The 26,791-nt window shown below is 73.3% G+C and carries 22 protein-coding genes and 1 rRNA gene; 19 read left to right on the plus strand and 4 right to left on the minus strand.

The window, feature by feature from the left end; genetic code table 11:
- The 3 genes from rrf to ABZY20_RS31740 form a co-directional block, all read left to right on the plus strand.
- Positions 1–92: ribosomal RNA gene (gene rrf, locus ABZY20_RS31730) — 5S ribosomal RNA — on the plus strand; the annotation flags it as partial.
- Between the two features lie 258 nt (positions 93–350).
- Complete coding sequence (locus ABZY20_RS31735; RefSeq protein ID WP_356446242.1) at positions 351–1,568, plus strand: hypothetical protein; 1,218 nt, start codon at positions 351–353, stop codon at positions 1,566–1,568.
- The gene (locus ABZY20_RS31740) at positions 1,460–2,272 is read left to right on the plus strand and encodes a hypothetical protein (RefSeq protein ID WP_356446243.1); all 813 of its coding nucleotides are present in this window, start codon (positions 1,460–1,462) and stop codon (positions 2,270–2,272) included. The genes ABZY20_RS31735 and ABZY20_RS31740 overlap by 109 nt, the downstream gene beginning before the upstream one ends.
- Positions 2,273–2,346: 74 nt before the next feature.
- Here the strand turns inward: ABZY20_RS31740 and ABZY20_RS31745 are convergent, their stop codons facing one another.
- A complete protein-coding gene (locus ABZY20_RS31745) occupies positions 2,347–3,639 on the minus strand; it encodes a DUF1015 domain-containing protein (protein ID WP_356446066.1) in 1,293 nt (430 codons plus the stop codon).
- A 72-nt stretch (positions 3,640–3,711) separates the two neighbouring features.
- Here ABZY20_RS31745 and ABZY20_RS31750 point away from each other — a divergent pair, with 72 nt between their 5' ends.
- The 4 genes from ABZY20_RS31750 to ABZY20_RS31765 all read left to right on the plus strand — a co-directional run bounded on the left by ABZY20_RS31750 (position 3,712) and on the right by ABZY20_RS31765 (position 7,802).
- Positions 3,712–4,743, plus strand: coding sequence for an HAD hydrolase-like protein (locus tag ABZY20_RS31750; protein WP_356446068.1), 1,032 nt, complete (start codon positions 3,712–3,714; stop codon positions 4,741–4,743).
- 82 nt (positions 4,744–4,825) lie between these two features.
- Positions 4,826–5,869: an iron chelate uptake ABC transporter family permease subunit gene (locus ABZY20_RS31755; protein ID WP_356446070.1), complete on the plus strand. Its 1,044-nt coding sequence runs from the start codon at positions 4,826–4,828 to the stop codon at positions 5,867–5,869.
- The gene (locus tag ABZY20_RS31760; RefSeq protein ID WP_356446072.1) at positions 5,866–6,903 is read left to right on the plus strand and encodes an iron chelate uptake ABC transporter family permease subunit; all 1,038 of its coding nucleotides are present in this window, start codon (positions 5,866–5,868) and stop codon (positions 6,901–6,903) included. The genes ABZY20_RS31755 and ABZY20_RS31760 overlap by 4 nt, the downstream gene beginning before the upstream one ends.
- 68 nt (positions 6,904–6,971) lie before the next feature.
- The gene (locus ABZY20_RS31765) at positions 6,972–7,802 is read left to right on the plus strand and encodes an ABC transporter ATP-binding protein (protein WP_356446074.1); all 831 of its coding nucleotides are present in this window, start codon (positions 6,972–6,974) and stop codon (positions 7,800–7,802) included.
- On the opposite strand, the gene ABZY20_RS31770 is transcribed toward ABZY20_RS31765, so the two are convergent.
- A complete protein-coding gene (locus ABZY20_RS31770; protein ID WP_356446076.1) occupies positions 7,786–8,133 on the minus strand; it encodes an SCP2 sterol-binding domain-containing protein in 348 nt (115 codons plus the stop codon). The two genes, ABZY20_RS31765 and ABZY20_RS31770, sit on opposite strands and share 17 nt — an antisense overlap.
- A gap of 42 nt (positions 8,134–8,175) precedes the next feature.
- Here ABZY20_RS31770 and ABZY20_RS31775 point away from each other — a divergent pair, with 42 nt between their 5' ends.
- The 5 genes from ABZY20_RS31775 (at position 8,176) to ABZY20_RS31795 (ending at position 13,503) form a co-directional block, all read left to right on the plus strand.
- A complete protein-coding gene (locus ABZY20_RS31775; RefSeq protein ID WP_356446078.1) occupies positions 8,176–8,499 on the plus strand; it encodes a hypothetical protein in 324 nt (107 codons plus the stop codon).
- Positions 8,500–8,530: 31 nt separating this feature from the next.
- Complete coding sequence (locus ABZY20_RS31780) at positions 8,531–9,346, plus strand: TlyA family RNA methyltransferase (protein WP_356446080.1); 816 nt, start codon at positions 8,531–8,533, stop codon at positions 9,344–9,346.
- Positions 9,343–10,248, plus strand: a complete 906-nt coding sequence (locus ABZY20_RS31785; protein WP_356446081.1) for an NAD kinase — start codon at positions 9,343–9,345, stop codon at positions 10,246–10,248. Before ABZY20_RS31780 ends, ABZY20_RS31785 begins: the two co-directional genes overlap by 4 nt.
- Positions 10,249–10,402: 154 nt before the next feature.
- Positions 10,403–12,121 (plus strand): DNA repair protein RecN, encoded by a 1,719-nt coding sequence (recN, locus tag ABZY20_RS31790; protein WP_356446244.1) that lies wholly within the window; start codon positions 10,403–10,405, stop codon positions 12,119–12,121.
- Between the two features lie 239 nt (positions 12,122–12,360).
- A complete protein-coding gene (locus ABZY20_RS31795; protein WP_356446083.1) occupies positions 12,361–13,503 on the plus strand; it encodes a glycosyltransferase family 4 protein in 1,143 nt (380 codons plus the stop codon).
- 4 nt (positions 13,504–13,507) lie between these two features.
- On the opposite strand, the gene ABZY20_RS31800 is transcribed toward ABZY20_RS31795, so the two are convergent.
- Complete coding sequence (locus ABZY20_RS31800) at positions 13,508–15,151, minus strand: PucR family transcriptional regulator (RefSeq protein ID WP_356446085.1); 1,644 nt, start codon at positions 15,149–15,151, stop codon at positions 13,508–13,510.
- Between the two features lie 128 nt (positions 15,152–15,279).
- On the opposite strand from ABZY20_RS31800, the gene ABZY20_RS31805 reads away from it, so the two are divergent.
- Entirely contained in the window at positions 15,280–16,236 is a 957-nt protein-coding gene (locus ABZY20_RS31805) for an LLM class F420-dependent oxidoreductase (RefSeq protein ID WP_356446086.1), read from the plus strand.
- A gap of 21 nt (positions 16,237–16,257) precedes the next feature.
- Here ABZY20_RS31805 and ABZY20_RS31810 read toward each other — a convergent pair whose 3' ends face one another.
- Positions 16,258–18,060, minus strand: coding sequence for a glycoside hydrolase family 15 protein (locus tag ABZY20_RS31810; protein ID WP_356446245.1), 1,803 nt, complete (start codon positions 18,058–18,060; stop codon positions 16,258–16,260).
- Between the two features lie 519 nt (positions 18,061–18,579).
- On the opposite strand from ABZY20_RS31810, the gene ABZY20_RS31815 reads away from it, so the two are divergent.
- The 6 genes from ABZY20_RS31815 to ABZY20_RS31840 all read left to right on the plus strand — a co-directional run bounded on the left by ABZY20_RS31815 (position 18,580) and on the right by ABZY20_RS31840 (position 26,783).
- Positions 18,580–20,238, plus strand: a complete 1,659-nt coding sequence (locus ABZY20_RS31815) for a CTP synthase (RefSeq protein ID WP_356446246.1) — start codon at positions 18,580–18,582, stop codon at positions 20,236–20,238.
- Positions 20,239–20,334: 96 nt separating this feature from the next.
- Positions 20,335–20,961, plus strand: a complete 627-nt coding sequence (locus ABZY20_RS31820; RefSeq protein ID WP_356446088.1) for an NUDIX hydrolase — start codon at positions 20,335–20,337, stop codon at positions 20,959–20,961.
- A gap of 409 nt (positions 20,962–21,370) precedes the next feature.
- Positions 21,371–23,410, plus strand: a complete 2,040-nt coding sequence (locus ABZY20_RS31825) for a tetratricopeptide repeat protein (RefSeq protein WP_356446090.1) — start codon at positions 21,371–21,373, stop codon at positions 23,408–23,410.
- A gap of 138 nt (positions 23,411–23,548) precedes the next feature.
- A complete protein-coding gene (ald, locus tag ABZY20_RS31830) occupies positions 23,549–24,673 on the plus strand; it encodes an alanine dehydrogenase (RefSeq protein WP_356446092.1) in 1,125 nt (374 codons plus the stop codon).
- A 425-nt stretch (positions 24,674–25,098) separates the two neighbouring features.
- On the plus strand, positions 25,099–26,226 hold the full coding sequence (locus ABZY20_RS31835) for a ParA family protein (protein WP_274815286.1): 1,128 nt from the start codon (positions 25,099–25,101) through the stop codon (positions 26,224–26,226).
- Positions 26,211–26,783 (plus strand): hypothetical protein, encoded by a 573-nt coding sequence (locus tag ABZY20_RS31840; RefSeq protein WP_356446094.1) that lies wholly within the window; start codon positions 26,211–26,213, stop codon positions 26,781–26,783. Before ABZY20_RS31835 ends, ABZY20_RS31840 begins: the two co-directional genes overlap by 16 nt.
- Positions 26,784–26,791: the final 8 nt, after the last annotated feature.

Consider the following 26,791-nt stretch of genomic DNA (forward strand, 5'->3'; position numbering starts at 1 on the left):
CGCCCGGTTACATTCCGAACCCGGAAGCTAAGCCTTACAGCGCCGATGGTACTGCAGGGGGGACCCTGTGGGAGAGTAGGACGCCGCCGAACAATCTTTGGAAGGACCCATGGTCACCAGCGTTCAGCTGGGACCAGGGGTCCTTTTTTATTTTGCGATGCGCACCGGGTGGCCGGCTGCGCGAGAATGACTTGCGGTACCGAAGACAGGAGTCACCATGTCCACCAACTCTCCCGACGACCGACCGGAGCGCGACCAGCGGCGACGGGAGGCGGACCGGAACGACCGCGGGGGTCAGCGCGGGGACCGGAGTGACCGTGGTGACCGTGGCGGCTTCCGCCGTGACGATCGTGGTGACCGTCCCGCCTTCCGTCGTGACGAACGTGGCGAGCGCAGGGACGACCGACGGGACGACCGTGGTCAGCGCGGCGGGTTCCGGCGTGACGACAACCGTGGTGGTGGCTTCGGCCGGCGCGACGACCGCGACCGTGGCCCGCGCCGGGACGACCGCGACCGGGGCGGCTTCCGCCGCGACGACCGTGGTGACCGTCCCGCCTTCCGTCGTGACGACCGGGGTGAGCGCAGGGACGATCGTGGTGACCGTCCCGCCTTCCGCCGCGACGAGCGCCGTGACGACCGTGGTGACCGTCCCGCCTTCCGGCGCGACGACCGAGGCGACCGTCCCGCTTTCCGTCGCGATGACCGCCGAGACGATCGTCGCGATGACCGCCGGGATGACCGTGGTGACCGCGGTGGCTTCCGCCGTGATGACAACCGCCGTGATGACAGCCGTGGGGGCGGTTACGGTCGGCGTGACGATCGCGGTGGATTCCCGCGCCGCGACGACCGTGGATCGCACGGGGGCTTCCGTCGTGACGACCGCCGGGACGACAGGCGTGATGACCGTCGCGATGACCGCCGTGACGATCGGCGTGACGGCGACCGGGGTGGGTTCCCGCGTCGTGACGACCGCGGCGAGCGCCGCGACCATCGGGACCGGGGTTTCCGTGGCGATGACCGGGACCGCGGATACCGCGGTGACGACCGTGACCGCGACCGTGGCTTCCGGCGGGACGGCGGCGGTGACCGCGGAGGGTTCCGTGGCCGCGACGAGCGTCGTGGTGACGACCGCCGCGACGACCGCAGGGACGACCGTGGTGACCGCGGCGGCTTCCGCCGTGACGATCGCGGTGACCGTCCCGCCTTCCGTCGCGATGACAGCCCGCGCGGTGACCGTGGCGGCTTCCGCCGCGACGACAACCGCGGCGATCGCGGCGAGCGCAGCGACCGCGGAGACCGCGGTGGTTTCCGTGGTGGCCGGGACGACCGTGGCGGACGTGGGCCGCGTCGCGACGACCGCGGTGGGCGGCCCGGAGGGTTCCGGGGCGGCCGTGACGACCGGCGGGGCGGCGACCGGTTCCGTGACGAGCGGGAGCGTGACAGGGAGCCGATCAAGCGGCTGCCGATCCCCGAGGACGTCACGGGCGAGGAGATCGACAAGGACGTACGGCAGGAGCTGCAGAGTCTGCCGAAGACGCTCGCGGACGACGTCGCCCGGAACCTGGTGATGGTCGCGCGGCTCCTCGACGAGGACCCCGAGGGCGCGTACGGCTACTCGCGGGTCGCGCTGCGGCTGGCGTCGCGAGTGGCTGCCGTGCGGGAGGCCGCCGGGTTCGCCGCGTACGCCAACCAGAAGTACGGCGAGGCGCTGGCCGAGTTCCGGGCCGCCAAGCGGATGACCGGGAACATCGACCTGTGGCCCGTCATGGCCGACTGCGAGCGCGGGCTCGGGCGGCCGGAGAAGGCGATGGACATGGCCGGGGCGCCCGAGGTGCAGAAGCTCGACAAGGCCGGGCAGGTCGAGATGCGTCTCGTCGCGGCCGGTGCCCGGCGGGACATGGGGCAGCTCGACGCCGCGATCGTGACGCTGCAGAGCCCGGAGCTCGCCGCCAACTCGGTGCAGCCCTGGACCGCGCGGCTGCGGTACGCCTACGCCGACGCGCTGCTCGCCGCCGGGCGGGAGGGCGAGGCCCGGGAGTGGTTCGCCAAGGCCGTCGAGGCCGACCGGGACGGCAGCACGGACGCCTCGGACCGGCTCGCCGAGCTGGACGGCGTGGAGTTCGTCGACGCCTTCGTCGAGGACGAGGATGAGGACGACACCGAGGACGAGACCGGGGTCGAGGACGGCAGTGACGCCGAGACCGAGACCGAGACCGCGGCGGAACTCGACGCCGCGGACGACACGGATGACGAGGCCGACAAGAAGGACTGACGTCGGCTGACATGTGAAGGGGGGCGGATCCCGGCCGGGATCCGCCCCCCTTCACATGTGCCCCTCCACCGGTGTCAGAGGTCCAGCGCGCGCAGCACCAGCCCCGTCGCCGGCTTCGGGCCGAACGACGTCGACTTGCGGGGCATGGTCACGCCCTGCCGGGCCAGGTCGCGGACGACGTCCTCGCGGACCGGGTGCATCAGGACGGCCGTACCGCCGTCGCGCTCCGCCTTCTCGACCGTGGCGGCCGTGTCGTGGATGTAGGCGATGCGGTCGGGGACGTCGTCGGGGATGCCCCAGACGTGGTCGAGGAGCGTGGCGTGCAGGACCGTCGCGTCGAGGGTGCGCCAGGCGGCCGGGCGGTCGGCGGGGACCGTCCGGGCCAGCAGGCCGGGGTCCGGCCGGTCGACGAGGTGGAAGAACCCGTCGCCGGCGAGGAGGAAGGCGTTGCCCGCGCAGGCCGCGTCCGCCAGGACCTCCAGGGCCTCAGCCAGCGGGAGGTCGAAGCGACTCACCCGGAACAGGCCCTCCAGGGCGGCCACGGCCTCCTCGACCGGCAGGGTGGGCAGGAGGCGGTGGATGGCGCGGACCCGGAGGGGGTAGCGGGCGGTGTCCACCAGGAGCACCAGGCCGTGGTCCCAGGGGCTGGGGGAGGGGTGTTCCGCGCGCAGCCGGCGGTAGGTCGCCCAGCGGTGGTGGCCGTCGGCGATGAGGGCCTGGTGGCGGGCCAGGTCGGTCCGGATCGCGGCCAGGTCCCCGCGGTCGGTCACCGACCACAGGCGGTGGCGGAAGCCGTCCTCCGTGGTGGTCGTCAGGAGGGGAGGCCGGTCGGCGGTGCGCTCGATCAGGTCGGCCGTGGCGTCCGCCGGGCCGTCGCCGCGGTAGGTCAGCAGAAGGGGTTCGAGGTTCGCCGAGGTGGCCCGCATCAGGTCCGCGCGGTCGGCGACGACATGCGGCATGACGTCCTCGTGCGGCAGCACCACCTGCTCCGCCGGGTCCGACACGCGCAGGGCGCCGATGATGCCGCGCTGCAGCATGCCGTCGCCGTCGCGCTGTTCGTAGACGTACAGGCAGGGGTCCGGGTCGGTGGTCAGGACGCCCTCGGCGAGCCAGCGGCGCAGGGTCTCGGCGGCCTGTTCGTTGCGGGCGCGCGGGGTGGCGGCCTGGGGGAGGATCAGGCGGACGATGTTGTACGGGTCGGAGGACTCGAGGTGGTGCAGGCCGTCGGGGCGCACCACGACGTCGTACGGCGGACTTGTGACGGCGGCAAGGCTGCCGACCCGGTCGGGGTCGTAACGGAGGCCTCGGAACGGGGTGAGTTCCAGGCCTCGGTGCGCCGTTGCCTCCGAGTGACCTGCTGTCTTCATCCCGGCATCGTACGGGTGTCGGTGGCATGGGGGATGATCGGGGGAAAGCCGTCGAACGAGGAGCGATGCGGGATGAGCCGGAGCGTCAGGACGAGGCCCGAGGCCAGTGGGCAGGCCCTGAGCGAGGCGTACGACACGGCGTTGCTCGACCTGGACGGTGTCGTGTACGCGGGCGGGAGCGCGATCGCTCACGCCGTGGAGTCGCTGGAGGCGGCCCGGTCGGGCGGGATGCACCTGGCGTACGTGACGAACAACGCGCTGCGCACGCCGGACACGGTGGCGGCGCATCTGACCGAGCTCGGGATACCGACGGGCGCGCAGGACGTCATCACCTCGGCGCAGGCGGTCGCGCGGCTGATCAGTGAGCAGGTCCCGCAGGGCGCACGGGTGCTGGTGATCGGCGGGGAGGGGCTGCGGGTGGCGCTGCGCGAGCGCGGGCTCGTGCCGGTCGAGTCGGCGGACGACGATCCGGTGGCGGTGGTGCAGGGGTACGGCGGGCCCGAGCTGCCGTGGGGCCGTTTCGCCGAGGCGTCCTACGCGGTCGCCCGCGGGGTGCCGTGGTTCGCCTCCAACACCGACCTGACGATCCCGAGCGGGCGGGGGATCGCGCCGGGCAACGGGGCGGCGGTGGAGGTGGTCCGGATCGCCACGGGCGCCGAGCCGCAGGTCGCGGGCAAGCCGCTGCCGCCGATGCACCGGGAGACGATCCTGCGGACCGGGGCGAAGCGGCCGCTGGTGGTCGGGGACCGCCTGGACACGGACATCGAGGGCGCGTTCAACGGGGAGGTCGACTCGCTGCTCGTGCTGACGGGTGTGACCGACGGTGCCCGGCTGCTGGCGGCGCCGCCGCAGCACCGGCCGACGTATGTGGACGCCGACCTGCGGGGGATGCTCACCGGCCAGCCGGGCGTCGAGGAGGCGGACGGCGGTGGTTTCCGGTGCGGTGGCTGGACGGCGACGGCCGGTGCGGACCGGCTGGAGCTGGACGGGGACGGCGAACCGCTGGACGGGCTGCGCGCGTTGTGCGCCGCGGCGTGGACGGCCGCCGGGGACGGGACGTGCGAGCGGGACGCGGACAAGGCGCTGGCGCGACTGGGGGTGTGAGGACCCGGGAGCGCGCCGACTGAGCGGTGCCGGCGCCGGAATCCGGTCTTGATCCAATGCGAGGGTAGGCTAACCTAACTGCGTGTTGGTCGAGAGTCCTCCCGAACCGCGCGCGGAGACCGCCCCCGCGCCCTCAACCCGACGGGCGGTACGGGCATTCGGCCTGCTCCTGTCCGTCGCGCTCCTGGTGCTCGTCGCCCTGGCGAGTATCGCGATCGGGGCGAAGGAGCTGTCCCTCGGGCAGGTCTGGCACGGGCTGTTCGAGGACTCGGGGACGTACGGGGACGTGGTCGTCGCGGAGCGGCTCTCGCGGACCCTGCTCGGGCTGCTCGCCGGTGCCGCCCTGGGCCTGGCGGGGGCGGTCCTGCAGGCGCTCACGCGCAATCCGCTGGCCGACCCCGGGCTGCTCGGCATCAACGCGGGCGCGTCCGCCGCGGTCGTCACGGCCATCACGTTCCTGGGCGTCACCTCGCTCACCGGTTACGTCTGGTTCGCGTTCCTCGGGGCCGCCGCGGTCGGGGCGCTGGTGTGGTTCCTCGGCGGCAGCCGGGGCGCGACCCCGGTGCGGCTCGCGCTCGCCGGTACGGCGATCAGTGCCGCGCTGTACGGCTACCTCCAGGCCCTGATGATCATGGACGACGCGGCGCTGGGCAAGATGCGCTTCTGGACGGTCGGCTCGCTGTCCGCGGCGACCGACTCGACCATCGAGCAGGTCCTGCCGTTCCTGCTGACCGGCACGGTCCTGGCGCTGACACTGGCCCGGCCGCTGAACGCCATGGCCATGGGCGACGACACCGCCAAGGCGCTGGGCGCCAACCTGAACCGGACCAGGGCGCTGTCGATGCTGGCCGCGACCGTGCTGTGCGGAGCGGCCACCGCCGCCTGTGGGCCGATCGTGTTCGTGGGGCTGATGGTGCCGCACGTGGTGCGTTCCTTCACCGGGCCCGACCTGCGCTGGATCCTGCCGTACGCGGCGGTCCTGTCGCCCGTGCTGCTGCTCGGCGCCGACGTCCTCGGCCGGATCGTGGCCCGGCCCGCGGAACTGCAGGTGGGCATCGTCACCGCGATCCTCGGCGGACCGGTGTTCATCTTTCTCGTACGACGGCGGAGGACGGCGCAGCTGTGAGGACCACCAACCGTTCCCTGCGGACGGGCGGGCTGTCGGTACGCCTGGACGTGCGGGCCGTCACCGTCGTCGTGGCGCTGCTGGCCGTGGCGCTGGCGGGGAGTGTCGTGCTCATCGGCACCGGCGACTTCCCGATCCCGGCCGGCGACGTGCTCAGGACGCTGCTCGGCGAGGGCGACGCCGGTCAGGAGTTCATCGTCACCGAGCTGCGGCTGCCGCGGGTCCTGGTCGGGCTGCTGGTCGGCGCCTCGCTCGGACTCGGCGGCGCGCTGTTCCAGTCCATCTCGCGCAATCCGCTGGGCAGTCCGGACGTGCTCGGTCTCGGCCAGGGGGCGACGGCCGGCGCGCTGGTGGTCATCGTGCTGTTCTCCGGCACCGCCGGACAGGTCGCCGCCGGAGCGCTCGTGGGCGGTCTGGCGACCGGCTTCGCCATCTATGTGCTCGCCTGGAAGCGGGGCGTGCACGGATACCGGCTGGTCCTGGTCGGCATCGGCGTCTCCGCGATCGTGACGGCGGTCAACGGCTATCTGCTCACCAAGTCCGACATCGTGGACGCAGCCCGTGCGCTGGTGTGGATGACCGGGTCGCTCGACGGGCGTGACTGGGAGCAGGTGTGGCCGCTGCTGGGGCTGTGCGCGGTGCTGGTGCCGCTCGTGCTGGCCAACGGGCGGGGGCTGCGGATGATGGAGATGGGCGACGACGTGTCGTACGCCCTGGGCGTGCGGGTGGAGCGCGTACGGCTGCTGCTCATGGTCGCGGCGGTGCTGCTCACCGCGTCCGCGACCGCCGCGGCCGGTCCCGTCGGTTTCGTCGCGCTCACCGCGCCGCAGCTGGCCCGGCGTCTGACCCGCTCGCCCGGCCCGAACCTGCTCGCCTCCCTGTGCATGGGGGCCGCCCTGCTGATCGTCGCCGACTGGGCGTCGCAGCGGGCGTTCGGCAGTGAGCAGCTGCCCGTGGGCGTGGTGACCGGTGTGCTCGGCGGTGTCTACCTGCTGTGGCTGCTGGTCACCGAGCGCCGGGCGGGCCGCATATGAGCACCGGCCACGGCGCGGGCCGGCGCGCCGCCGGCAGTACCAGCGGACTGAACAACCAAGGGAGCCCCGTGAACCGCCTGTCCGCCGAGAACGTCACCCTCGCCTACGACCAGCGGGTCATCGCCGAGCGGTTGTCGGTGGAGATACCCGACCACTCCTTCACCGTGATCGTCGGTCCCAACGCGTGCGGCAAGTCGACGCTGCTGCGGGCGCTGTCACGGATGCTCAAGCCGAGCGAGGGCCGGGTGCTGCTCGACGGGCAGGTCATCCAGTCGATGCCGGCGAAGAAGGTGGCCCGGACCCTCGGCCTGCTGCCCCAGTCGTCCATCGCGCCCGACGGCATCACCGTCGGGGACCTGGTGGGCCGCGGCCGCTACCCGCACCAGGGCATCCTGCGCCAGTGGTCCACCGAGGACGAGCGGGTCGTGCAGGAGTCCATGCGGCAGACCGGCGTCGCCGAGCTCGCCGAGCGCTACGTCGACGAGCTGTCCGGCGGGCAGCGCCAGCGCGTGTGGATCGCCATGGCCCTGGCCCAGCAGACGCCGCTGCTGCTCCTCGACGAGCCGACGACGTACCTGGACATCCAGCACCAGATCGACGTGCTGGACCTGTGCGCGGAACTGCACGAGGAGCAGGGGCGCACCCTCGTCGCCGTGCTGCACGACCTGAACCACGCCGCGCGCTACGCCACCCACCTCATCGCCCTGCGCGAGGGCAGGGTCGTCGCCGAGGGCGCGCCGAAGGACGTCGTCACGGCCGGGCTGGTCGAGGAGGTCTTCGGGCTGCGCTGCCAGGTCATCGACGACCCGGAGACGGGCACGCCCCTGGTGGTGCCGGCGGCGCGGAAGGCGCGCGGCCGGGGCACGTCCGGGAAGGTCGCCGCTACAGAAGCTTCCTGAGGCGCAGCAGGTCCCGCAGCCCGGCGTGCAGCTTCACCCGGCCCGAACCCCAGGCCGAGGCGAAGCTCAGCCGGCCGTCGACCAGGGTCACCAGGTCGTCGCCGGTCATGGCCAGCCGGATGTCGGCCTTGTCGGGCGGCGGTCCGGGGACGGTGTCGCGCACCTCGATCCGGCCGGCCCGCATCCGGCCGACGAAGCTGACGTCCAGGTCCGTGATGTGGCAGCTCACCGACCGGTCGAGCGCCGCGGCCTCGCGGACGTTCCCATCGGCGCGCTGCATGTTGTCCGAGAGCTTGTCGAGTGCGCTGCGGCACTCCTCGATCGTGGCCATCGCGATCGACGGTACCGCAACGGTTCGCGGTAGCGTCGGGGCATGGACGACGCAGCTCCCGAGACGGTGGTGGCGGCGCGGGAGGAGCCCGCGCCCGGGGCCGGGCCCGATCCGGCGTACGACCCCGCGGCCCCCGCGCCCCTGAACGTGCCCCGCGCCCCCACCGGCGACGCCGACGTGGACGCGGCCCTGGAGCGGCTCGGTGACGCGGACCACCTCGCCACGGACGGACACATGGAGGTGTACGAGGATGTGCACCGGGGGCTGCGCGACGCGCTCACCGCGCTCGACGTGCGCCCGGGACCTCCGGCTCCCGTCCGTCACCCGGCCGCCCCTCACCGCGACCCTTCCGGTCGCCCTCTCTGACCGCCGTACGAACACAGGAGCTGAACCCACCGTGGCAGGAGTCGCACGTCGCCGTCTGGACGCGGAGCTGGTCCGCCGCAAGCTCGCGCGCTCGCGCGAGCACGCCGGGCAGCTGATCGCCGCCGGGCGGGTCTCCGTGGGCAAGACCGTCGCGACGAAGCCCGCCACGCAGGTGGAGACCGCCGCCGCGATCGTCGTGGCGGCCGACGGTAACGACCCCGACTACGTCTCCCGCGGCGGCCACAAGCTCGCCGGCGCGCTGCAGGTGTTCGTGCCGCAGGGCCTGGCCGTGAAGGGGCGCAGGGCGCTCGACGCCGGCGCGTCGACCGGCGGTTTCACCGACGTCCTGCTGCGCGCGGGCGCCGCCCACGTCGTCGCCGTGGACGTCGGATACGGCCAACTCGCGTGGAGCCTGCGCAACGATGAACGCGTCACCGTCAAGGACCGTACGAACGTACGCGAGTTGACGCTTGAAGCGATCGATGGGGAGCCTGTGGATCTTGTCGTGGGGGATCTGTCCTTCATCCCGCTCGGGCTGGTCCTGCCCGCCCTGGTGCGGTGCGTGAAGCCGGACGCCGATCTGGTGATGATGGTCAAGCCGCAGTTCGAGGTGGGGAAGGAGCGGCTGGGCAGCGGGGGAGTGGTGCGCAGCCCGCAGCTGCGGGCCGAGGCGGTGCGGGGGGTCGCCGAGAGGGCCTGGGGGCTGGGGCTCGGCGCGAAGGGCGTGACGGCCAGTCCGCTGCCCGGGCCGTCGGGGAATGTCGAATACTTCTTGTGGCTGCGGGCCGGGGCACCGGAACTGGACCCGGCCGACGTTGACCGTGCAGTGGCGGAGGGGCCGCGTTGACCGAGAACCGAGCTCGTACTGTTTTCCTGCTCGCCCACACGGGGCGGCCCGCGGCCGTGCGCAGTGCCGAGCTCGTGGTGAAGGGGCTGCTGCGCTCCGGTCTCGGCGTGCGGGTCCTGGAGGCCGAGGCGCGCGACCTGCCGCTGCCGGACGAGGTGGAGCTGGTCAAGGAGGCGACGCCGCAGTGCCTGGACGGGGCCGAGCTGCTCATCGTGCTGGGCGGTGACGGCACGCTGCTGCGCGGCGCCGAGTTCGCGCGGGCGTCGGGCGTGCCGATGCTCGGCGTCAACCTCGGGCGGGTCGGGTTCCTCGCGGAGGCCGAGCGGGACGACCTCGACAAGGTCGTCGACCGGGTGGTGACCAGGGCGTACGAGGTCGAGGAGCGGATGACTGTCGACGTCGTGGTGCACCGCAACGGCGACATCGTGCACACCGACTGGGCGCTGAACGAGGCGGCCGTGCAGAAGGTGTCCGCCGAGCGGATGCTGGAGGTCGTCCTGGAGATCGACGGGCGGCCGGTGACCGGGTTCGGCTGCGACGGGATCGTGTGCGCCACGCCGACCGGGTCGACCGCGTACGCCTTCTCGGCGGGCGGGCCGGTGGTGTGGCCGGAGGTCGAGGCGCTGCTGATGGTGCCGATCTCGGCGCACGCGCTGTTCGCCAAGCCGCTGGTGACCTCGCCGGACTCGGTGCTGGCCGTGGAGGTGCTGCCGCACGTCCCGCCGGGTGTGCTGTGGTGTGACGGGCGGCGGACGGTGGAGTTGCCGCCCGGCGCCCGGGTCGAGGTGCGGCGGGGAGCGGTGCCGGTGCGGCTGGCCCGGCTGCACCACGCCTCCTTCACGGACCGGCTGGTGGCGAAGTTCGCGCTGCCGGTCTCGGGGTGGCGGGGCGCCCCTCATTAGGGCGGCTGCTCGTCGTCGGCGGGTGCGGGGCTCTGTGGCTGGTCGCGCGGTTCCCCGCTCCCTCGACGGGCGCCACCACTCGCGCGGGTGACAGGGGTGGGCCGGTCGCACTTCCGGGCCCGGACCTCGTAAGGTCGTGTCCGTGCTGGAGGAGATGCGGATACGGTCGCTCGGTGTCATCGACGACGCCGTGGTCGAGCTGTCGCCCGGGTTCACCGCGGTCACCGGTGAGACGGGTGCGGGCAAGACCATGGTCGTCACGAGCCTGGGGTTGCTGCTGGGCGGGCGGGCCGACCCGGCGCTCGTACGGATCGGGGCCGGGAAAGCGGTCGTCGAGGGGCGGATCAGCGTGCCCCGGGACGCCGCGGCCGCCGTACGCGCCGAGGAGGCCGGGGCCGAGCTCGACGACGGCGCCCTGCTCATCAGCCGTACCGTTTCCGCCGAGGGGCGCTCCCGGGCGCACCTGGGCGGGCGCGGTGTGCCCGTGGGCGTGCTGGCGGAGCTCGCCGACGAGCTGGTGGCGGTGCACGGGCAGACCGACCAGCAGGGGCTGCTGAAGCTGTCCCGGCAGCGGCAGGCCCTCGACCGGTACGCGGGCGACGCGGTCGCCGTGCCGCTGGCCAAGTACGCCGAGGCGTACAAGCGGCTGCGGGCCGTCTCCGCGGAACTGGACGAGATCACCACGCGTGCGCGGGAACGGGCCCAGGAGGCCGACATGCTGCGCTACGGGCTCGACGAGATCGCCGCCGTCGAGCCGCGGGCCGGTGAGGACACGGAGCTGGCCGAGGAGGCCGAGCGGCTCGGGCACGCCGAGGCCCTGGCGTCCGCCGCAGCGGCCGCGCACGCCGCGCTCGCGGGCAACCCCGAGGACCCCGAGGGCGTCGACGCGGGCACGCTCGTCGCGGGCGCCCAGCGCGCCCTGGACGCCGTACGGTCGCACGACCCGGCGCTGGCGGCGCTCGCCGACCGCATCGGGGAGATCGGGATCCTGCTGCGCGACGCGGCCGGCGACCTCGCCGGGTACGCCGACGACCTGGACGCCGACCCGCTGCGGCTGGCGGCCGTGGAGGAGCGGCGGGCCGCGCTCACCGGGCTGACCCGGAAGTACGGCGAGGACATCGCCTCCGTGCTGGCCTGGGCCGAGCGGGGTGCCGCCCGGCTGACCGAACTCGACGGCGACGACGAGCGGATCGGGGAGCTGACCGCCGAGCGGGACGCGCTGCGTCTCGAACTGGGCGGGCTGGCCCAGGCCCTGACGGACGCCCGGACGGAGGCCGCCGAGCGGTTCGCCGACGCGGTGACCGCCGAGCTGGCCTCCCTCGCCATGCCGCACGCGCGCGTGTCGTTCGACATCCGGCAGACGGAGGACCCGGAGGGCGTCGAGGTCGGCGGCCGTCCGGTCGCCTACGGCCCGGCGGGCGCGGACGAGGTCGAGCTGCTGCTGGCCCCGCACCCGGGCGCGCCGCCCCGGCCCATCGCCAAGGGCGCCTCCGGTGGCGAGCTGTCCCGCGTGATGCTGGCCGTGGAGGTCGTGTTCGCGGGGACCGATCCGGTGCCGACGTACCTCTTCGACGAGGTCGACGCGGGGGTCGGCGGCAAGGCCGCGGTCGAGATCGGGCGGCGGCTGGCACGGCTGGCGAAGACCGCGCAGGTCGTGGTCGTGACCCACCTGCCGCAGGTGGCCGCCTTCGCCGACCGGCAGTTGCTGGTGGAGAAGACCAACGACGGGTCGGTGACCCGCTCCGGCGTCAAGGTGCTGGAGGGCGAGGACCGGGTCCGGGAGCTGTCCCGCATGCTCGCCGGGCAGGAGGACTCGGAGACTGCCCGGGCCCATGCGGAGGAGCTGCTGGCCACGGCTCGGGCGGATCTGTAGCCGACGCGTCGCCGTTCGCCGCGGCAGCGGACCGGCGTCGTGGGGCGCGGCGGGGCGGGTCGCCCGAATTCACTCGTGTGGGTGACCCGGCCCGGCGCATTCCCCGGATGCCGCGCCCCGCGGTCGCGCCGCCGGGGTTTCGGCCGTTCCCGGAACACCCGTATGTCCTGGCATCCTTGGCAGGGTACGCGTCGACATCGCGTCGTGACCGCCCGACCCGAACCAGGAGCCCCGGCCACGTGACCCCCGTGAGCAGCCACGCACCGCATGGCCAGTTGCCGCTGCGCACCGTGCAGGTGCTGGGCGGGGGCAACGCCGCCAGCAGTGCGCACGTGCGCTCGCTGGCCGCGGGGCTCGTCGCACGGGGCGTGAAAGTGACGGTGTGCGCCCCCTTCGAGGCGGATCGCGCCTATGACTTCAGCGGGGTCGGCGCCGAGCACGTGCACGTGCCGCGCAGCAGCGACCCGGTGTCGGTGGCGGCGCTGCGGGCTGCCTGCGCCGACGCCGACCTGGTGCACGCCCACGGGCTGCACGCCTCCTTCCGCACCGTGCTCGCGCTCAGCGGGCGGCGCGTGCGGACCCCGCTGGTCGTGACGTGGCACGACCGGGCGCACGCCGACGGGGCGCGTGCCCATCTGCTGCGGGTGCTGGAGCGGCGGGTGGCGAAGGCGGCCACCGTCGTCCTCGGGACGACCTCGCCGCTGGTGGACCGCGCCCGGCGGACCGGCGCGCGGGACGCGCGGCTCGCGGCCGTCGCGCTGCCCGGCCCCCGCCGGCCCGTGGAGCCCGACGATCCCGACCGGCTGCGCTCCAAGGTGCGCGCCGAACTCGGCGCGATCGGCAGGCCGTTGCTCATGGCGGTCGGCTCCCTGGAGCGGCACCGCGGATACGACGTGCTGCTGGACGCCGCCCGTGTCTGGCGCCGCCTCGACCCCGTTCCCCTGGTGGTGATCGCGGGGGAGGGGACGCTGCGCGGCGAGCTGCAGGAGCGGATCGAGGCCGAGGGGCTGCCGGTCCGGCTCATCGGGCGGCGCGACGACATCACCGAGCTGCTCGCCGCCTGCGACCTCGCCCTGCTGCCGAGCCGCTGGGAGGCGCGCTCCGTGCTCGCCCAGGAGGCCCTGCACGCACGCGTGCCCCTGGTCGCCACGAACGTCGGCGGCATCCCCGAACTCGTCGGCGACGCGGCCGAACTCGTCCCCTACGGCGACGCGCGGGCCCTGGCCGAGTCCGTCGTAGGGCTGCTCGGCGACCCCGCGCGCCGGGCCCAGCTGCGGGACAAGGGCGCCCGGCAGGCGGCGACCTGGCCGACCGAGGACGAGACCGTCGCCCAAGTGCTCAGCGTCTACGACGAGTTGACGCAGCCGCTGCCTCTCGCCTGAGGCGTTACGGGACGTGCCTGCGGGCGCGCAGCGCCAGGCTCAGCGCCAGCACCGTCTGCGGATCGTCCAGGTCCGTCCCCAGCAACTCCCCGATGCGCGCCAGCCGGTTGTACAGCGTCTGCCGGTTGAGATGGAGCTCGCGGGCCGTCTCCGCCTTGCGTCCCGCGTGGGCGAGGTACGTCGTCAGCGTGGGCAGCAGCGGCGGCCGGGAGCGCCGGTCGTGCTCCAGGAGCGGCCCGAGGGCCCGGTCGACGAACGCCGCCAGGTCCGGATGGTCGCGCAGCCGCCACAGCAGCAGGTCGATGTCCAGACGGCGGGCGTCGTACCAGGGCCGGTCCGGCAGGCCCTGGGCGGCCGTCGCGGTCTCCGCCGCATGCCGCAGACCCGACGCCGCCGCCGTCCAGCCGCCGGCCACGCCCACGACCACCACGGGCGGCTGCCCGCCCGGGCGCAGCATCCCGGCCCGCTCCACCCCGGCCCGCAGCGCCGCCGCGACCCGGTCCGCCACCGTCGCCCGCTCCGGCTCCGACCGCAGCCCGAGCAGCACCAGCACCCGCCCCTCCACCGGCCGCACCCCGAGCAGCACCGGCACGCCCACCGACGCCAGCTCCTCGGAGACCGCCCGGGCCAGCACGGCCCAGCCGCCGCCCGGTGACAGCGTGTCGCCGAGCCGCATCACCACGGGCAGCAGCGGGTCCGCACCCGGCCGGAAGCCCAGCACGCGGGCCTGTGCCGGGGCGTCCTCCGCCGTGATCCGGCCCTCGGCGAGGTCGGTGAGGAAGTCGCCCCGCCCGCGCGCCGCCAGCTCCTCCTCCTGCCGCGCCTGCATCAGCACCACGGCCAGGATGCCCGCGGCCCGCTCCGCCGCCATCCGGTGCACCGGCGCCGGCGGAGTCCGTACCGGCAGCATCACCAGCCGCGCCCGGACACCCCCACTGCCGGGTCCGCCGCCCGGCACGTCCACCAGCACCGAGCCCGCCAGCGGCGGCTCGTCCTTGTGCTGGCCGCGCAGCCCCTCCCACACCTGCAGCGGGTCCGCGCCCTCGGGACCGGCCCCGGCCGCGTACAGCAACTGCCCGTCGGCCGTCTCCAGGAACACCGGGTTGCCGCCGAAGTCGGCCAGGATGCGCAGCACTTGGGGCACACCGCCACCGCCCAGCACCGCCTGCGTGCACCGCCGGTGCACCTCCTCGGCGCGCTGGAGGAGCGCGTAGTGGCCGTTGACGATCTCGGTGTGGACCTCCTCCGTCACCGTGACGAAGGCCACCTCGCGGTGGAGCTGGACGAGCGGCAGCCCGGCCGAGCGGGCGGTGTCGACGAGGGCGGCGGGCAGGCGTGTGAAGCGCGGGCCCAGCTCCACCACCAGGGCGGCGATACCGCGCTCGGCCAGCGTGCGCACGAACGCCCGCTGCTCGGCCGGGCGGGTGCCCAGGCCGTAGCCCGTGGTCAGCAGGAGTTCGCCGCCCTTGAGCAGGGAGGCGATGTGCGGGACCTCACCGGCGTGCACCCAGCGCACGGTCCGGCCGAGCCGGTCGGCACCGGCGAGCACCTCGGGCAGCCCGCTGCGCAGCCCCGGCAGCACCAGAGCCCGCCGCACGGTGATCCCCGCGCCCTCGCCGCCGTACCCGCTGTCCGTCCCGCTGTCCATGTGCCGGACGCTACCCGCGCGGGAGCCCCGCGGACATCTCCGGACGGGCACCGGGACGATCACACCCGGCCCCCGGAGCGGCTCTCCCCCTCTGATTAGCCGTTCAACGGACGGGTACCGGCGCCGTCATGGACATCAGCGTGGTCGCGGTGGGGCGGGAGGACGACAGCCCGGTCGGGGAACCGTTGCGGGTCGCGGTGCTCGCCGACCGGCTCGGCTACCGGGAGGTGTGGGCGGGCGAGGGACCGACGTGGGACTCGTTCGTCCTGGCCACGGCGATCGGCGCGGCCACCGAGCGGGTCGCGCTGACGGCGGGTCCCGTGCCGGTGGCGGTGCGCGACCCGCTCACCGTCGTCCGGGGCGCCGCGTCCGCCGCGGCCGTCACCGGCCGGCCCGTCGGCGTGGCCCTGGGCACGTCCAGCGCCCGGGTCGTCGAGGGCGTGCACGGCCGGCCGCGCACCCGGCCCGCCGCCGCGCTGGAGGAGTCGGCCGCGGCCGTGCGGGCGCTGATGGACGGCGTGCCGGGCGAACCCGTCGTGCCCGGCAGCGGCTTCGTGCGCCGGCTGCCGCCGCCCGGCGGCACGGTCACCGTCGCGGCGTTCGGGCAGCGGGCGGTCGCCGCGGCGGCCGCCCACGCCGACCGGATGCTGCTCGACCTCGTCACGCCCGAACAGGTCCGCCTGCTGCGGGCGCGGATGGTCGCGGCCGCCGAGCGGGCGGGGCGCACGCCGCCGCGGCTGGCGGCCTGGCTGCCGGCCGCCGTGGACCCCGAGCCGGAGTCCCTGCGGCAGATCCTGCGCGGCGTCGCCGGCTACCTCACCGTGCCCGGCTACTGCGACATGTTCGTCGACGCGGGGCTCGCCGAGGTCGTCGAGCTGGCCGCCAAGGGCGCCGACCCGGACACGCTGCTGCGCGCCCTGCCCCCGAAGGCCGCGGGCACGGTCGCCCTGGTCGGCGACGCCGCCACCGTCCGCGCCCGCGTCGACGCCTACGCCGAGGCCGGGCTGGACGAGATCGCCCTGGTCCCGGCCACGGCGGGCGACCCGGCGGGCAAGCGCACCCTCACGGCCCTCAGGCCGCGGTGACGCCCCCCGGAGCCGCCCCGCTCAGCCGCCGTACGCGCCCGAAGCCGTCAGCCGCAGCGCCGTGTCGATGAGCGGCACGTGGCTGAAGGCCTGCGGGAAGTTGCCGACCTGCCGCTGCAGGTGCGGATCCCACTCCTCGGCCAGCAGCCCCAGGTCGTTGCGCAGGGACAGCAGCTTCTCGAACAGCTTGCGGGCCTCGTCCACGCGGCCGATCATCGCCAGGTCGTCGGCCATCCAGAACGAGCAGGCGAGGAACGCGCCCTCGTCGCCGGGCAGGCCGTCCACGCCCTCGTCGTCGCCCTGGGTGGGGTAGCGCAGGATGAAGCCGTCCGGCGTGGACAGCTCCCGCTGGATCGCCTCGATCGTGCCGATGACCCGCTTGTCGTCCGGCGGCAGGAAGCCCATCTGGGGGATCAGCAGCAGCGACGCGTCCAGCTCCCGGGAGCCGTAGGACTGCGTGAAGGTGTTGCGTTCCTTGTCGTAGCCCTTCTCGCACACGTCCCGGTGGATGTCGTCGCGCAGTTCCTTCCAGCGCTCCAGCGGGCCGTCGGCGTCACCGGACTCGATCAGCTTGATCGTGCGGTCGACGGCGACCCAGGCCATCACCTTGGAGTGCACGAAGTGGCGGCGCGGGCCGCGCACCTCCCAGATGCCCTCGTCCGGCTCCTGCCAGTGGTCCTCCAGGTAGCGGATCAGCTTCAGCTGGAGCAGCGAGGCGTAGTCGTTGCGCGCGAGACCGGTCATGTGGGCCAGGTGCAGGGCCTCGGTGACCTCGCCGTACACGTCCAGCTGGAGCTGGTGCGCCGCGCCGTTGCCGACCCGCACCGGGGCGGAGTTCTCGTACCCTGGCAGCCAGTCCAGCTCCGCCTCGCCGAGCTCGCGCTCGCCCGCGATGCCGTACATGATCTGCAGGTTCTCCGGGTCGCCGGCCACCGCCCGCAGCAGCCACTCGCGCCAGGCGCGGGCCTCCTCGCGGTAGCCGGTGCGCAGCAGCGAGGACAGCGTGATCGCCGCGTCCCGCAGCCAGGTGTAGCGGTAGTCCCAGTTGCGGACGCCGCCGATGTCCTCCGGCAGGGAGGTGGTCGGCGCGGCGACGATGCCGCCGGTCGGGGCGTACGTCAGGGCCTTCAGCGTGATCAGCGAGCGGATCACGGCCTCCCGGTAGGGGCCGTGGTACGTGCAGTGGTCCACCCACTCGCGCCAGAAGTCCTCGGTCGCCTCCAGGGACTGCTCCGGCTCGGGCAGCGGCGGCGGCTCCTTGTGCGAGGGCTGCCAGGAGATCGTGAACGCGATCCGGTCACCCGGGGCGACCGTGAAGTCGGCGTAGGTCGTCAGGGACTTGCCGTAGGTCTCCGCGGACGTGTCGAACCACACGGAGTCCGGTCCGGCGACGGCGACCGTGCGTCCCTCGTGCTTGTGCACCCACGGCACCACCCGTCCGTAGGAGAACCGCATCCGCAGCGCCGAGCGCATCGGCACGCGGCCCGAGACGCCCTCCACGATCCGGATCAGCTGCGGGGCGCCGTCACGCGGCGGCATGAAATCCGTCACCCGGACCGTGCCCCGCTGGGTGTCCCACTCGGACTCCAGGATCAGCGAGTCGCCGCGGTAGCTGCGCCGGGCCGCGGTGGGCGGTTCCTGGTCGGAGGCGTACGCGGGCCCGAGCCGCCAGAAGCCGTGCTCCTCGGTGCCCAGCAGGCCGGCGAAGATGGCGTGCGAGTCGAAGCGGGGCAGGCACAGCCAGTCGACTGTCCCGTCCCGGCAGACCAGGGCAGCGGTCTGCATGTCTCCGATGAGTGCGTAGTCTTCGATGCGCCCGGCCACGTGCAACTCCAGTCGAACGGCCACGTCACCCCGCATGGGGGCTGTCGCTAGTGCGGTCAAGGGGGGTCTTCAGCAGGTCCTGCGATGCGTCATTGAGCGATGAAGCAAAACAGTTCACTCAGCCGTGACGCAAAGCGCCAATTGTTGCTCAACGAACTGACGAGCTCACGTTGTTCCGGTGCTTGCGGGCGGGGGGTGGTGCCGTTGGGCCGGACGGGCTCGGCAGCGAGTGTCCGAGCAGGATACGACGCACGGGGGTGCTCCGGGTGCCGGTCCCGGCAAGGCGGGTACGCCGAACGAGTGAGCAAGGGGTGAGAGGCCGGTGACGGTGAACGCCTGCGTGTCGGCGTGTGCGCGGAGCGTGGCCGGAAGCCACCACGCCGCGGCGCTGATACGCTGGTAGCCCGTGGACCGGTGGGACAGCAAACCCCCGAACCGCAGCGACGGCACCCCCGGAGAACTCCGGCCGGACGCCGCACCGCACCCCCAGACCGCGACCACGGGAGCCCCGTCTTGGCCATGCCGCCCGCCGCATTTCGTAATTCGACGACCAAGCACATCTTCGTCACCGGGGGTGTCGCCTCCTCGCTCGGCAAGGGCCTGACGGCCTCCAGCCTCGGCATGCTGCTCAAGGCCCGGGGCCTGCGCGTCGTGATGCAGAAGCTCGACCCGTACCTCAACGTGGACCCGGGCACGATGAACCCCTTCCAGCACGGTGAGGTGTTCGTCACCAACGACGGCGCCGAGACCGACCTGGACATCGGCCACTACGAGCGGTTCCTCGACCGCGACCTGGACGGCTCGGCGAACGTCACCACCGGCCAGGTGTACTCCACCGTGATCGCCAAGGAGCGGCGCGGCGAGTACCTGGGCGACACCGTGCAGGTCATCCCGCACATCACCAACGAGATCAAGCACCGCATCCGCCGCATGGCGACGGACGAGGTCGACGTCGTGATCACCGAGGTCGGCGGCACGGTCGGCGACATCGAGTCGCTGCCGTTCCTGGAGACCGTCCGCCAGGTCCGTCACGAGGTCGGCCGTGACAACGTCTTCGTCGTCCACATCTCGCTCCTGCCGTACATCGGCCCCTCGGGTGAGCTGAAGACGAAGCCCACCCAGCACTCGGTTGCGGCCCTGCGCAACATCGGTATCCAGCCGGACGCGATCGTGCTGCGCTGCGACCGCGAGGTGCCCACCGCCATCAAGCGGAAGATCTCGCTGATGTGCGACGTCGACGAGGCCGCCGTCGTGGCCTGCCCCGACGCCCGCTCGATCTACGACATCCCCAAGACCGTGCACGGCGAGGGCCTGGACGCCTACGTGGTGCGCAAGCTGGACCTGCCGTTCCGCGACGTCGACTGGACGACCTGGGACGACCTGCTCGACCGCGTGCACAACCCCGACCACGAGATCACCCTCGCCCTGGTCGGCAAGTACATCGACCTGCCCGACGCCTACCTGTCGGTCACCGAGGCGCTGCGCGCCGGCGGCTTCGCCAACCGGGCCCGCGTGAAGATCAAGTGGGTCACCTCCGACGACTGCAAGACCCCGGCCGGGGCCAAGCAGCAGCTCTCCGACGTCGACGGCATCTGCATCCCCGGCGGCTTCGGCGACCGCGGTGTGCTCGGCAAGGTCGGCGCGATCAAGTACGCCCGCGAGAACAAGATCCCGCTGCTCGGCCTCTGCCTGGGCCTGCAGTGCATCGTGATCGAGGCCGCGCGCCACCTGGCGGACATCTCGGACGCCAACTCCACCGAGTTCGACCCCGCCACCGCGCACCCGGTCATCTCCACGATGGCCGAGCAGCTCGACATCGTCGCCGGTGAGGGCGACATGGGCGGCACCATGCGGCTCGGCATGTACCCGGCGAAGCTGGCCGAGGGCTCGATCGTGCGCGAGGTGTACGACGGCAAGGAGTACGTCGAGGAGCGGCACCGCCACCGCTACGAGGTGAACAACGCCTACCGCGCCGAGCTGGAGAAGAGGGCGGGCATCCTGTTCTCCGGCACCTCGCCGGACGGCAAGCTCGTCGAGTACGTGGAGTACCCGCGCGACGTCCACCCGTACCTGGTCGCCACCCAGGCGCACCCGGAGCTGCGCTCGCGTCCGACGCGTCCGCACCCGCTGTTCGCCGGGCTGGTCAAGGCCGCGGTCGAGCGGAAGACTTCGAAGTAACACACCAGTTGTACGGTGGCCGGGGTGCATCCCTTCAACGGGTGTGCACCCCGGTTTCTTTTCGGCAGGTCGTGTTGGGTACGTGGAAGGACAGGCATGACGATCAAGGACACCCCGGAGGAGTGGGAGGTCCGGGCGACGGACACTCCCTTCGTGGGCAACAAGACCTCCGTCCGGACCGACGACGTGGTCATGCCCGACGGCACCGTGGTCGGCCGTGACTACCAGGTCCACCCCGGCTCCGTCGCCGTCCTCGCCCTCGACGAGTCCGACCGCGTCCTGGTCCTGCGCCAGTACCGCCACCCCGTGCGCCACAAGCTGTGGGAGATCCCGGCCGGACTGCTCGACGTCCCCGGCGAGAACCCGCTGACCGCGGCGCAGCGCGAGCTGTACGAGGAGGCGCACGTCAAGGCCGAGGACTGGCGGGTGCTGACCGACGTCTACACCACGCCCGGCGGCTGCGACGAGGCCGTGCGGATCTTCCTCGCGCGCGATCTGTCCGAGGCCGAGGGCGAGCGGTTCGCCGTCGAGGAGGAGGAAGCGGACATGGAGCTCGACCGGGTGCCGGTCGCGGACCTCGTCCGCGGTGTCCTGGCCGGCGAGCTGCACAACAACTGCCTCGTCGTGGGCGTGCTGTCGCTGGTCGCCGCGCGCGCCGGGGACGGCCTGGACGCCCTGCGCCCGGCGCAGGCGCCGTGGCCGGCGCGTCCGTTCGAGGTGTAGGGGCTCCGCTGGGGGTGCTGTGCCGGGTGGGTGCCGTGAGGGTCGTCGGTCGGGTGCGGCGGCGTGGTGGCCGGTCGCGCGGTTCCCCGCGCCCCTGCGGGGCGTGGTCCTGACGCTGTCAGTTCTACGAGGCGTGGGGGCTCCGCTGGGGGTGCTGTGCCGGGTGGATGCCGTGAGGGTCGTCGGTCGGGTGCGGCGGCGTGGTGGCCGGTCGCGCGGTTCCCCGCGCCCCTTGAGGGGCGATCCCTACGCCGTCAGTCCTACGATCTGCTGATCCGATCGAGGGATGTATCCGCCCGGCCCGCCGCGCTCCTCCGGGAACGTTGCAGAGCGTGAACTAGGCTCTACAGCACGCCCGAACCGGAGTCCCGGCGGGCTTGCGCGTGGTGGTGGGACGGGAGTGTGGCCCGTGACGGAGCAGGTGGTGGAGACAGGCGAGGTGCGGGCGGCCGGGCGCGCTGCCGGCGAGAGCCAGTTCCTGGGACGCACACGGGAGTTGAAGGAACTGCGCGCCGACATCGAGCGCGCCGGACTGGACACCCTCTCGGGCCGCAAGGCGCCCCGCGCACGCGTGCTGCTCATCGCCGGCCGGCCCGGATCCGGGCGCACCGCCCTCGCCGAGGAACTCGTGCGCCAGGTCGCGGAGCGTTACCCCGACGGAGTGCTGCGCGCCCGTCTGACCGACCCCGACGGCACCCCCGTACCCGTCGGACGCGCCGCCCGGGACCTGCTCACCGCCCTCGACAGGGAAGCCCCGGCCGGCGCCCTCGAGGACGACCTCACCGGGTCCCTGCGCGAGGCCCTCGCCGACCGCCGGGCCCTGCTCCTGCTGGACGACGCCGCCGACGCCGGGCAGGTCGACGCCCTGCTGCCCGACACCCCGGACTGTCTGGTCGTCGCGGTCTCCGGCGGCCCGCTCACCGGCATCAGCGACGTACGCCCCTGCACCCTGGGGGGCCTCGACGCCAAGTCCGGGGTGGAACTGCTCGCCCGGCACACCGGCGCGGTGCGCATCACCGTCGATCCCCGGGCCGCCGAAGGACTGGCCGAGGAGTGCCAGGGGCAGCCGGCCGCGCTGATGCTGGCGGGCGGCTGGCTCGCGGCCCGCCCCAAGGCCGCCGTCTCCGACCTCGCCAAGCAGCTGCGCTCCGAGGAACCCGGCGGCACCGCCCTGAGCCGGGTCTTCCGCCTCGCCCACGCCGCCCTGCCCTCCACGGCCGCCCGGATGCTGCGCCTGCTCGCCCTCGCACCGGCCGGGCTGGTCGACCCGCAGACCGCCTCCGCGCTCGCCGGCTGCTCGGTCTCCAGTGCCCGCAAGGCCCTCGACGACTTCGTCGCCCTCGGCTTCCTGCACGCGGTGGACTCGCCGCTGCCGCAGTACGAGGTGCCCGCCTGTCTCCATCCCCACCTGCGGCTCCTCGCCCGGCACCACGAGCGCCCGGCCGAGCTCCAGCTGGCCCGCGCCCGCATGCTGGAGCGGACCGTGCGCCTGCTCCAGGCCTGCCGGGCGATCACCGAGACCGACAGCCCGCTGGCCCGCCAGAAACTCCTCGACATGCCGCGCGCCCTGCGCTTTCCCACCCCGCGGGCGGCCGCCGAGTGGCTGGACCTCACCCGGCCCGCCCTGCTGGCCGCGGCCCGGCTCGCCGTCGCCGACGGGGAGCTGGACACCCTGGCCCGGCGGCTGATGTCCCAGCTGGTGCGCGCCATGGCCGCCCACGTCGGCACCCGGGCCGCGGCCCCCGACCTGTACGAGATCCACGGCCTGGTCCTCGACGTCGCCGAACGCCGCGGTCTGCCCCGCGAGCGGGCCGCCGCCCTGCTGAACCTCGGCGACCTCGACGCCCGGGCCGGCCGCACCGCCGACGCCCTGGCGCGCTACCGGGCCGCGCTGGACGCCGGGCGCGAGGTCAACGACACCTACGCGACCGGCCGCGCGATGGAATCCGTAGGGGGCGCACACCAGGAGCTCGGTGACTTCGACCGGGCGGCGGACTGGTTCGGCCGGGCCCTGACCGAGCGGCTCGCCCGGGGCGAGCGCGCCGACGCCGCCCGGCTGTACGGGCGCATCGCCGCCGCCCACACCCACGCGGGCCGCTACGGGGAGGCCCTCAGGAACTGGCGCTCGGCGGTCGCCGGGCACCGCAAGAACGGCGATCTGGCCGCCCAGGCGCGGGCGCTGGGCGAACTGGCCCGCGTCCAGGAGTACGCGGGCGGGCCCGAGGAGTCGCTGCGCACCTGCCGGGAGGCGGTGGAGCTGGCGCGGCGCGCGGAGGACCCGCGGCTGCAGGCCGCCCTGCATCTCCGGGTCGCCGACGTCCTCGACCACCTCGGCGACCCCGCGTCGGCCGGGCTGCACCGGGGGGCCGCCGAGCGGATCCTCGGGGAGTCAAACCTTCAAAATGAACCCGACGCCTGCGAAATCCGTACCGCATCAGCTGAAGATTGATGCAATGGAAGGCTAGACAGCGGGAACGCCTTCATTAGACTGGCTCTGCCGCACGTTCTCCTGCGGTCTCTCCCGGTGTGCCCGTGCGTGCCCGGGTATGTCTAAGAAATACCCCCCATACCCTCTGAGCCAAGGACCGTGATCGACGTGAAGGTCGGCATTCCCCGCGAGGTCAAGAACAACGAGTTCCGGGTGGCCATCACCCCCGCCGGCGTGAACGAGCTGGTGCGCCACGGCCACCAGGTCGTCGTCGAGCGCGACGCCGGTGTCGGTTCCTCCATCACGAACGAGGAGTACGTCGCCGCCGGCGCGCAGATCCTGGACACCGCCGACGAGGTGTGGGCCGCCGCCGACCTGCTGCTGAAGGTCAAGGAGCCCATCGCCGAGGAGTACCACCGCCTCCGCAAGGACCAGACGCTCTTCACCTACCTGCACCTGGCCGCCTCCAAGGAGTGCACGGACGCCCTGCTGGAGTCCGGCACCACCGCCATCGCCTACGAGACGGTCGAGCTGCCCAGCCGCGCGCTGCCGCTGCTCGCCCCGATGTCCGAGGTCGCGGGCCGGCTGGCCCCGCAGGTCGGCGCCTACCACCTGATGCGCGCCAACGGCGGCCGCGGTGTGCTGCCCGGCGGTGTCCCCGGCGTGCTGGCCGGCCGGGCCGTCGTCATCGGCGGCGGCGTCTCCGGCTGGAACGCCGCGCAGATCGCCATCGGCATGGGCTTCCACGTGACCCTGCTCGACAAGGACATCAACAAGCTCCGCGAGGCCGACAAGATCTTCGGCACGAAGATCCAGACCGTCGTCTCCAACGCCTTCGAGCTGGAGAAGGCCTGCCTGGAGGCCGACCTCGTGATCGGCGCGGTGCTCATCCCCGGCGCCAAGGCCCCGAAGCTGGTCACCAACGAGCTCGTCTCCCGGATGAAGCCCGGAAGTGTCCTTGTCGACATCGCGATCGACCAGGGCGGCTGCTTCGAGGACTCCCGCCCGACGACCCACGCCGAGCCGGCCTTCCGGGTCCACAACTCGGTGTTCTACTGCGTCGCCAACATGCCCGGCGCGGTGCCCAACACCTCCACCTACGCGCTGACCAACGCGACGCTGCCGTACATCGTCGAACTGGCCAACCACGGCTGGGTCGACGCGCTGCGCCGCGACCCCGCGCTGGCCAAGGGCCTCAACACGCACGACGGCAAGGTCGTCTACCGCGAGGTCGCCGAGGCGCACGGCGTGGAGCACGTGGAGCTGTCCTCGCTGCTCGGCTGAGCCGCCGAACCACCCGCGGCGGCCGGTAAATCGGCTAAGTCACCCACCCGCAAAGGCGATACGTCAACACGGGTCGTCAACGCCGCGCGCCCGGCCGGACCTTGCCCGACAAGGTCCGGCCGGATGTGTGTATGGTCACTTCGCGATTCTCGGGCAACTCGCCTCGAACATAACCCTTCAACCGATTCGCACACCGGTGAAACCTGCCGTGCGACGGCCGTACGCCCTTGACAGCGGGATGTTTCATTGCCGACACATCGGGCCGGGTCCGGCGGATTGTGTTGCTGCGGACGCCCGACACGCCATAGAGTCGCCAACCGTCGGCATGGTGCCACGCTGACCTGTCTAGAAGTTTCCTGGTCACCAAGGAGGTAAGACGACTTGTGAATGAGTCGACATTTACTCCCGGGGGTGGTCAACCAGGAATGCCTGCACGGGACCAGGGGCCCGCGGGGTTCGCGGCTGTCGGCTCCGTCGCCGTGCGCACCTTCGCAGCCCACCAGAGTCAGCAGGCGACTCACACAGCACACCAGAAGATGGATGGCCATCACGTGAACGCCATGGCCGGCGACGGAAGTGGCGCGCCCCACAACCACTTCGCCGACTACGACGAACTGCCCGAGGGGCACTTCTACGACCCCGACGCGGAGTACGAGCCCGATCCCGAGTACGCGGCCACGCTCGCGCCCGACGCGGCCCGGCAGCGCCGGGAGCGCATCGGCCCGACCGGGCGTCCGCTGCCGTACTTCCCGATCCCGGGTCCGCTGACCGACCACGGACCCGCGAAGATCATCGCGATGTGCAACCAGAAGGGCGGCGTCGGCAAGACCACGTCGACCATCAACCTGGGTGCCGCGCTCGCGGAGTACGGACGCCGGGTCCTGCTCGTGGACTTCGACCCGCAGGGCGCGCTGTCGGTCGGACTCGGCGTCAACCCGATGGAACTCGACCTCACCGTCTACAACCTGCTCATGGAGCGGGGCATGGCGGCCGACGAGGTGCTGCTGAAGACGGCGGTCCCCAACATGGACCTGCTGCCCAGCAACATCGACCTGTCGGCGGCGGAGGTCCAGCTGGTCTCCGAGGTCGCCCGCGAGTCGACGCTGCAGCGCGCCCTGAAGCCGCTGCTGGACGACTACGACTTCATCGTCATCGACTGCCAGCCCTCGCTCGGCCTGCTCACGGTCAACGCCCTGACGGCCGCGCACAAGGTGATCGTGCCGCTGGAGTGCGAGTTCTTCGCGCTGCGCGGTGTGGCCCTGCTGACCGAGACCATCGAGAAGGTCCAGGAACGGCTCAACCCGGAGCTGGAGCTCGACGGGATCCTCGCCACGATGTACGACTCGCGCACGGTGCACAGCCGTGAGGTGCTCGCCCGGGTCGTCGAGGCGTTCGACGACCACGTCTACCACACGGTCATCGGGCGCACGGTCCGCTTCCCGGAGACCACGGTCGCCGGTGAGCCGATCACCACGTACGCCTCCAACTCCGTCGGTGCCGCCGCCTACCGCCAGCTCGCCAGGGAGGTGCTCGCCCGGTGTCACGCCGAGTGAGTCTGCCGGGGGCCGACGAACTCTTCCGTACGACAGGGGGGATGGGGCTGCAGTCGTCCACTCCCAGGCGCCAGGCCAACGGCGACGCCCGGGTGCCCGCTCCGGCGGGCGAGGGCGACGCGGCGGCAGCGGCCGCGGAGGACGCGCCGCTGTCGGTGCCCGCGCAGGGCAGTGACGGCGAGGGCGCCGAGCACGCCGCGGCGGACGCGGAGCAGGGCGAGGCCGGGGAGTCCCGCAGCCGGTCCGGCCGCAGGCCGGCGGCGCAGGAAGGTTCTGCCGCCGGTGCGGCGGGTGCCGCCGCGGCGGCCCCGCGCAAGCGCGGGCGGGCGGCCGCACGCCGTCCCAGCGGCCGTGAGCGGCACGACGAGAAGATCACCGTGTACGTCTCGGCCGAGGAGCTCATGGACCTGGAGCACGCCCGTCTCGTGCTCCGCGGGGAGCACGGCCTCGCGGTGGACCGCGGGCGCATCGTCCGCGAGGCGGTCGCCGTGGTCCTCGCCGACCTGGAGACCCGCGGGGACGCCAGCATCCTCGTACGACGTCTGCGCGGGCGGTAGCGGTAGCC

Origin of the sequence: Streptomyces sp. NPDC006624 (genome assembly GCF_040611555.1) — a bacterium.
Taxonomy (GTDB): Bacteria; Actinomycetota; Actinomycetes; order Streptomycetales; family Streptomycetaceae; genus Streptomyces.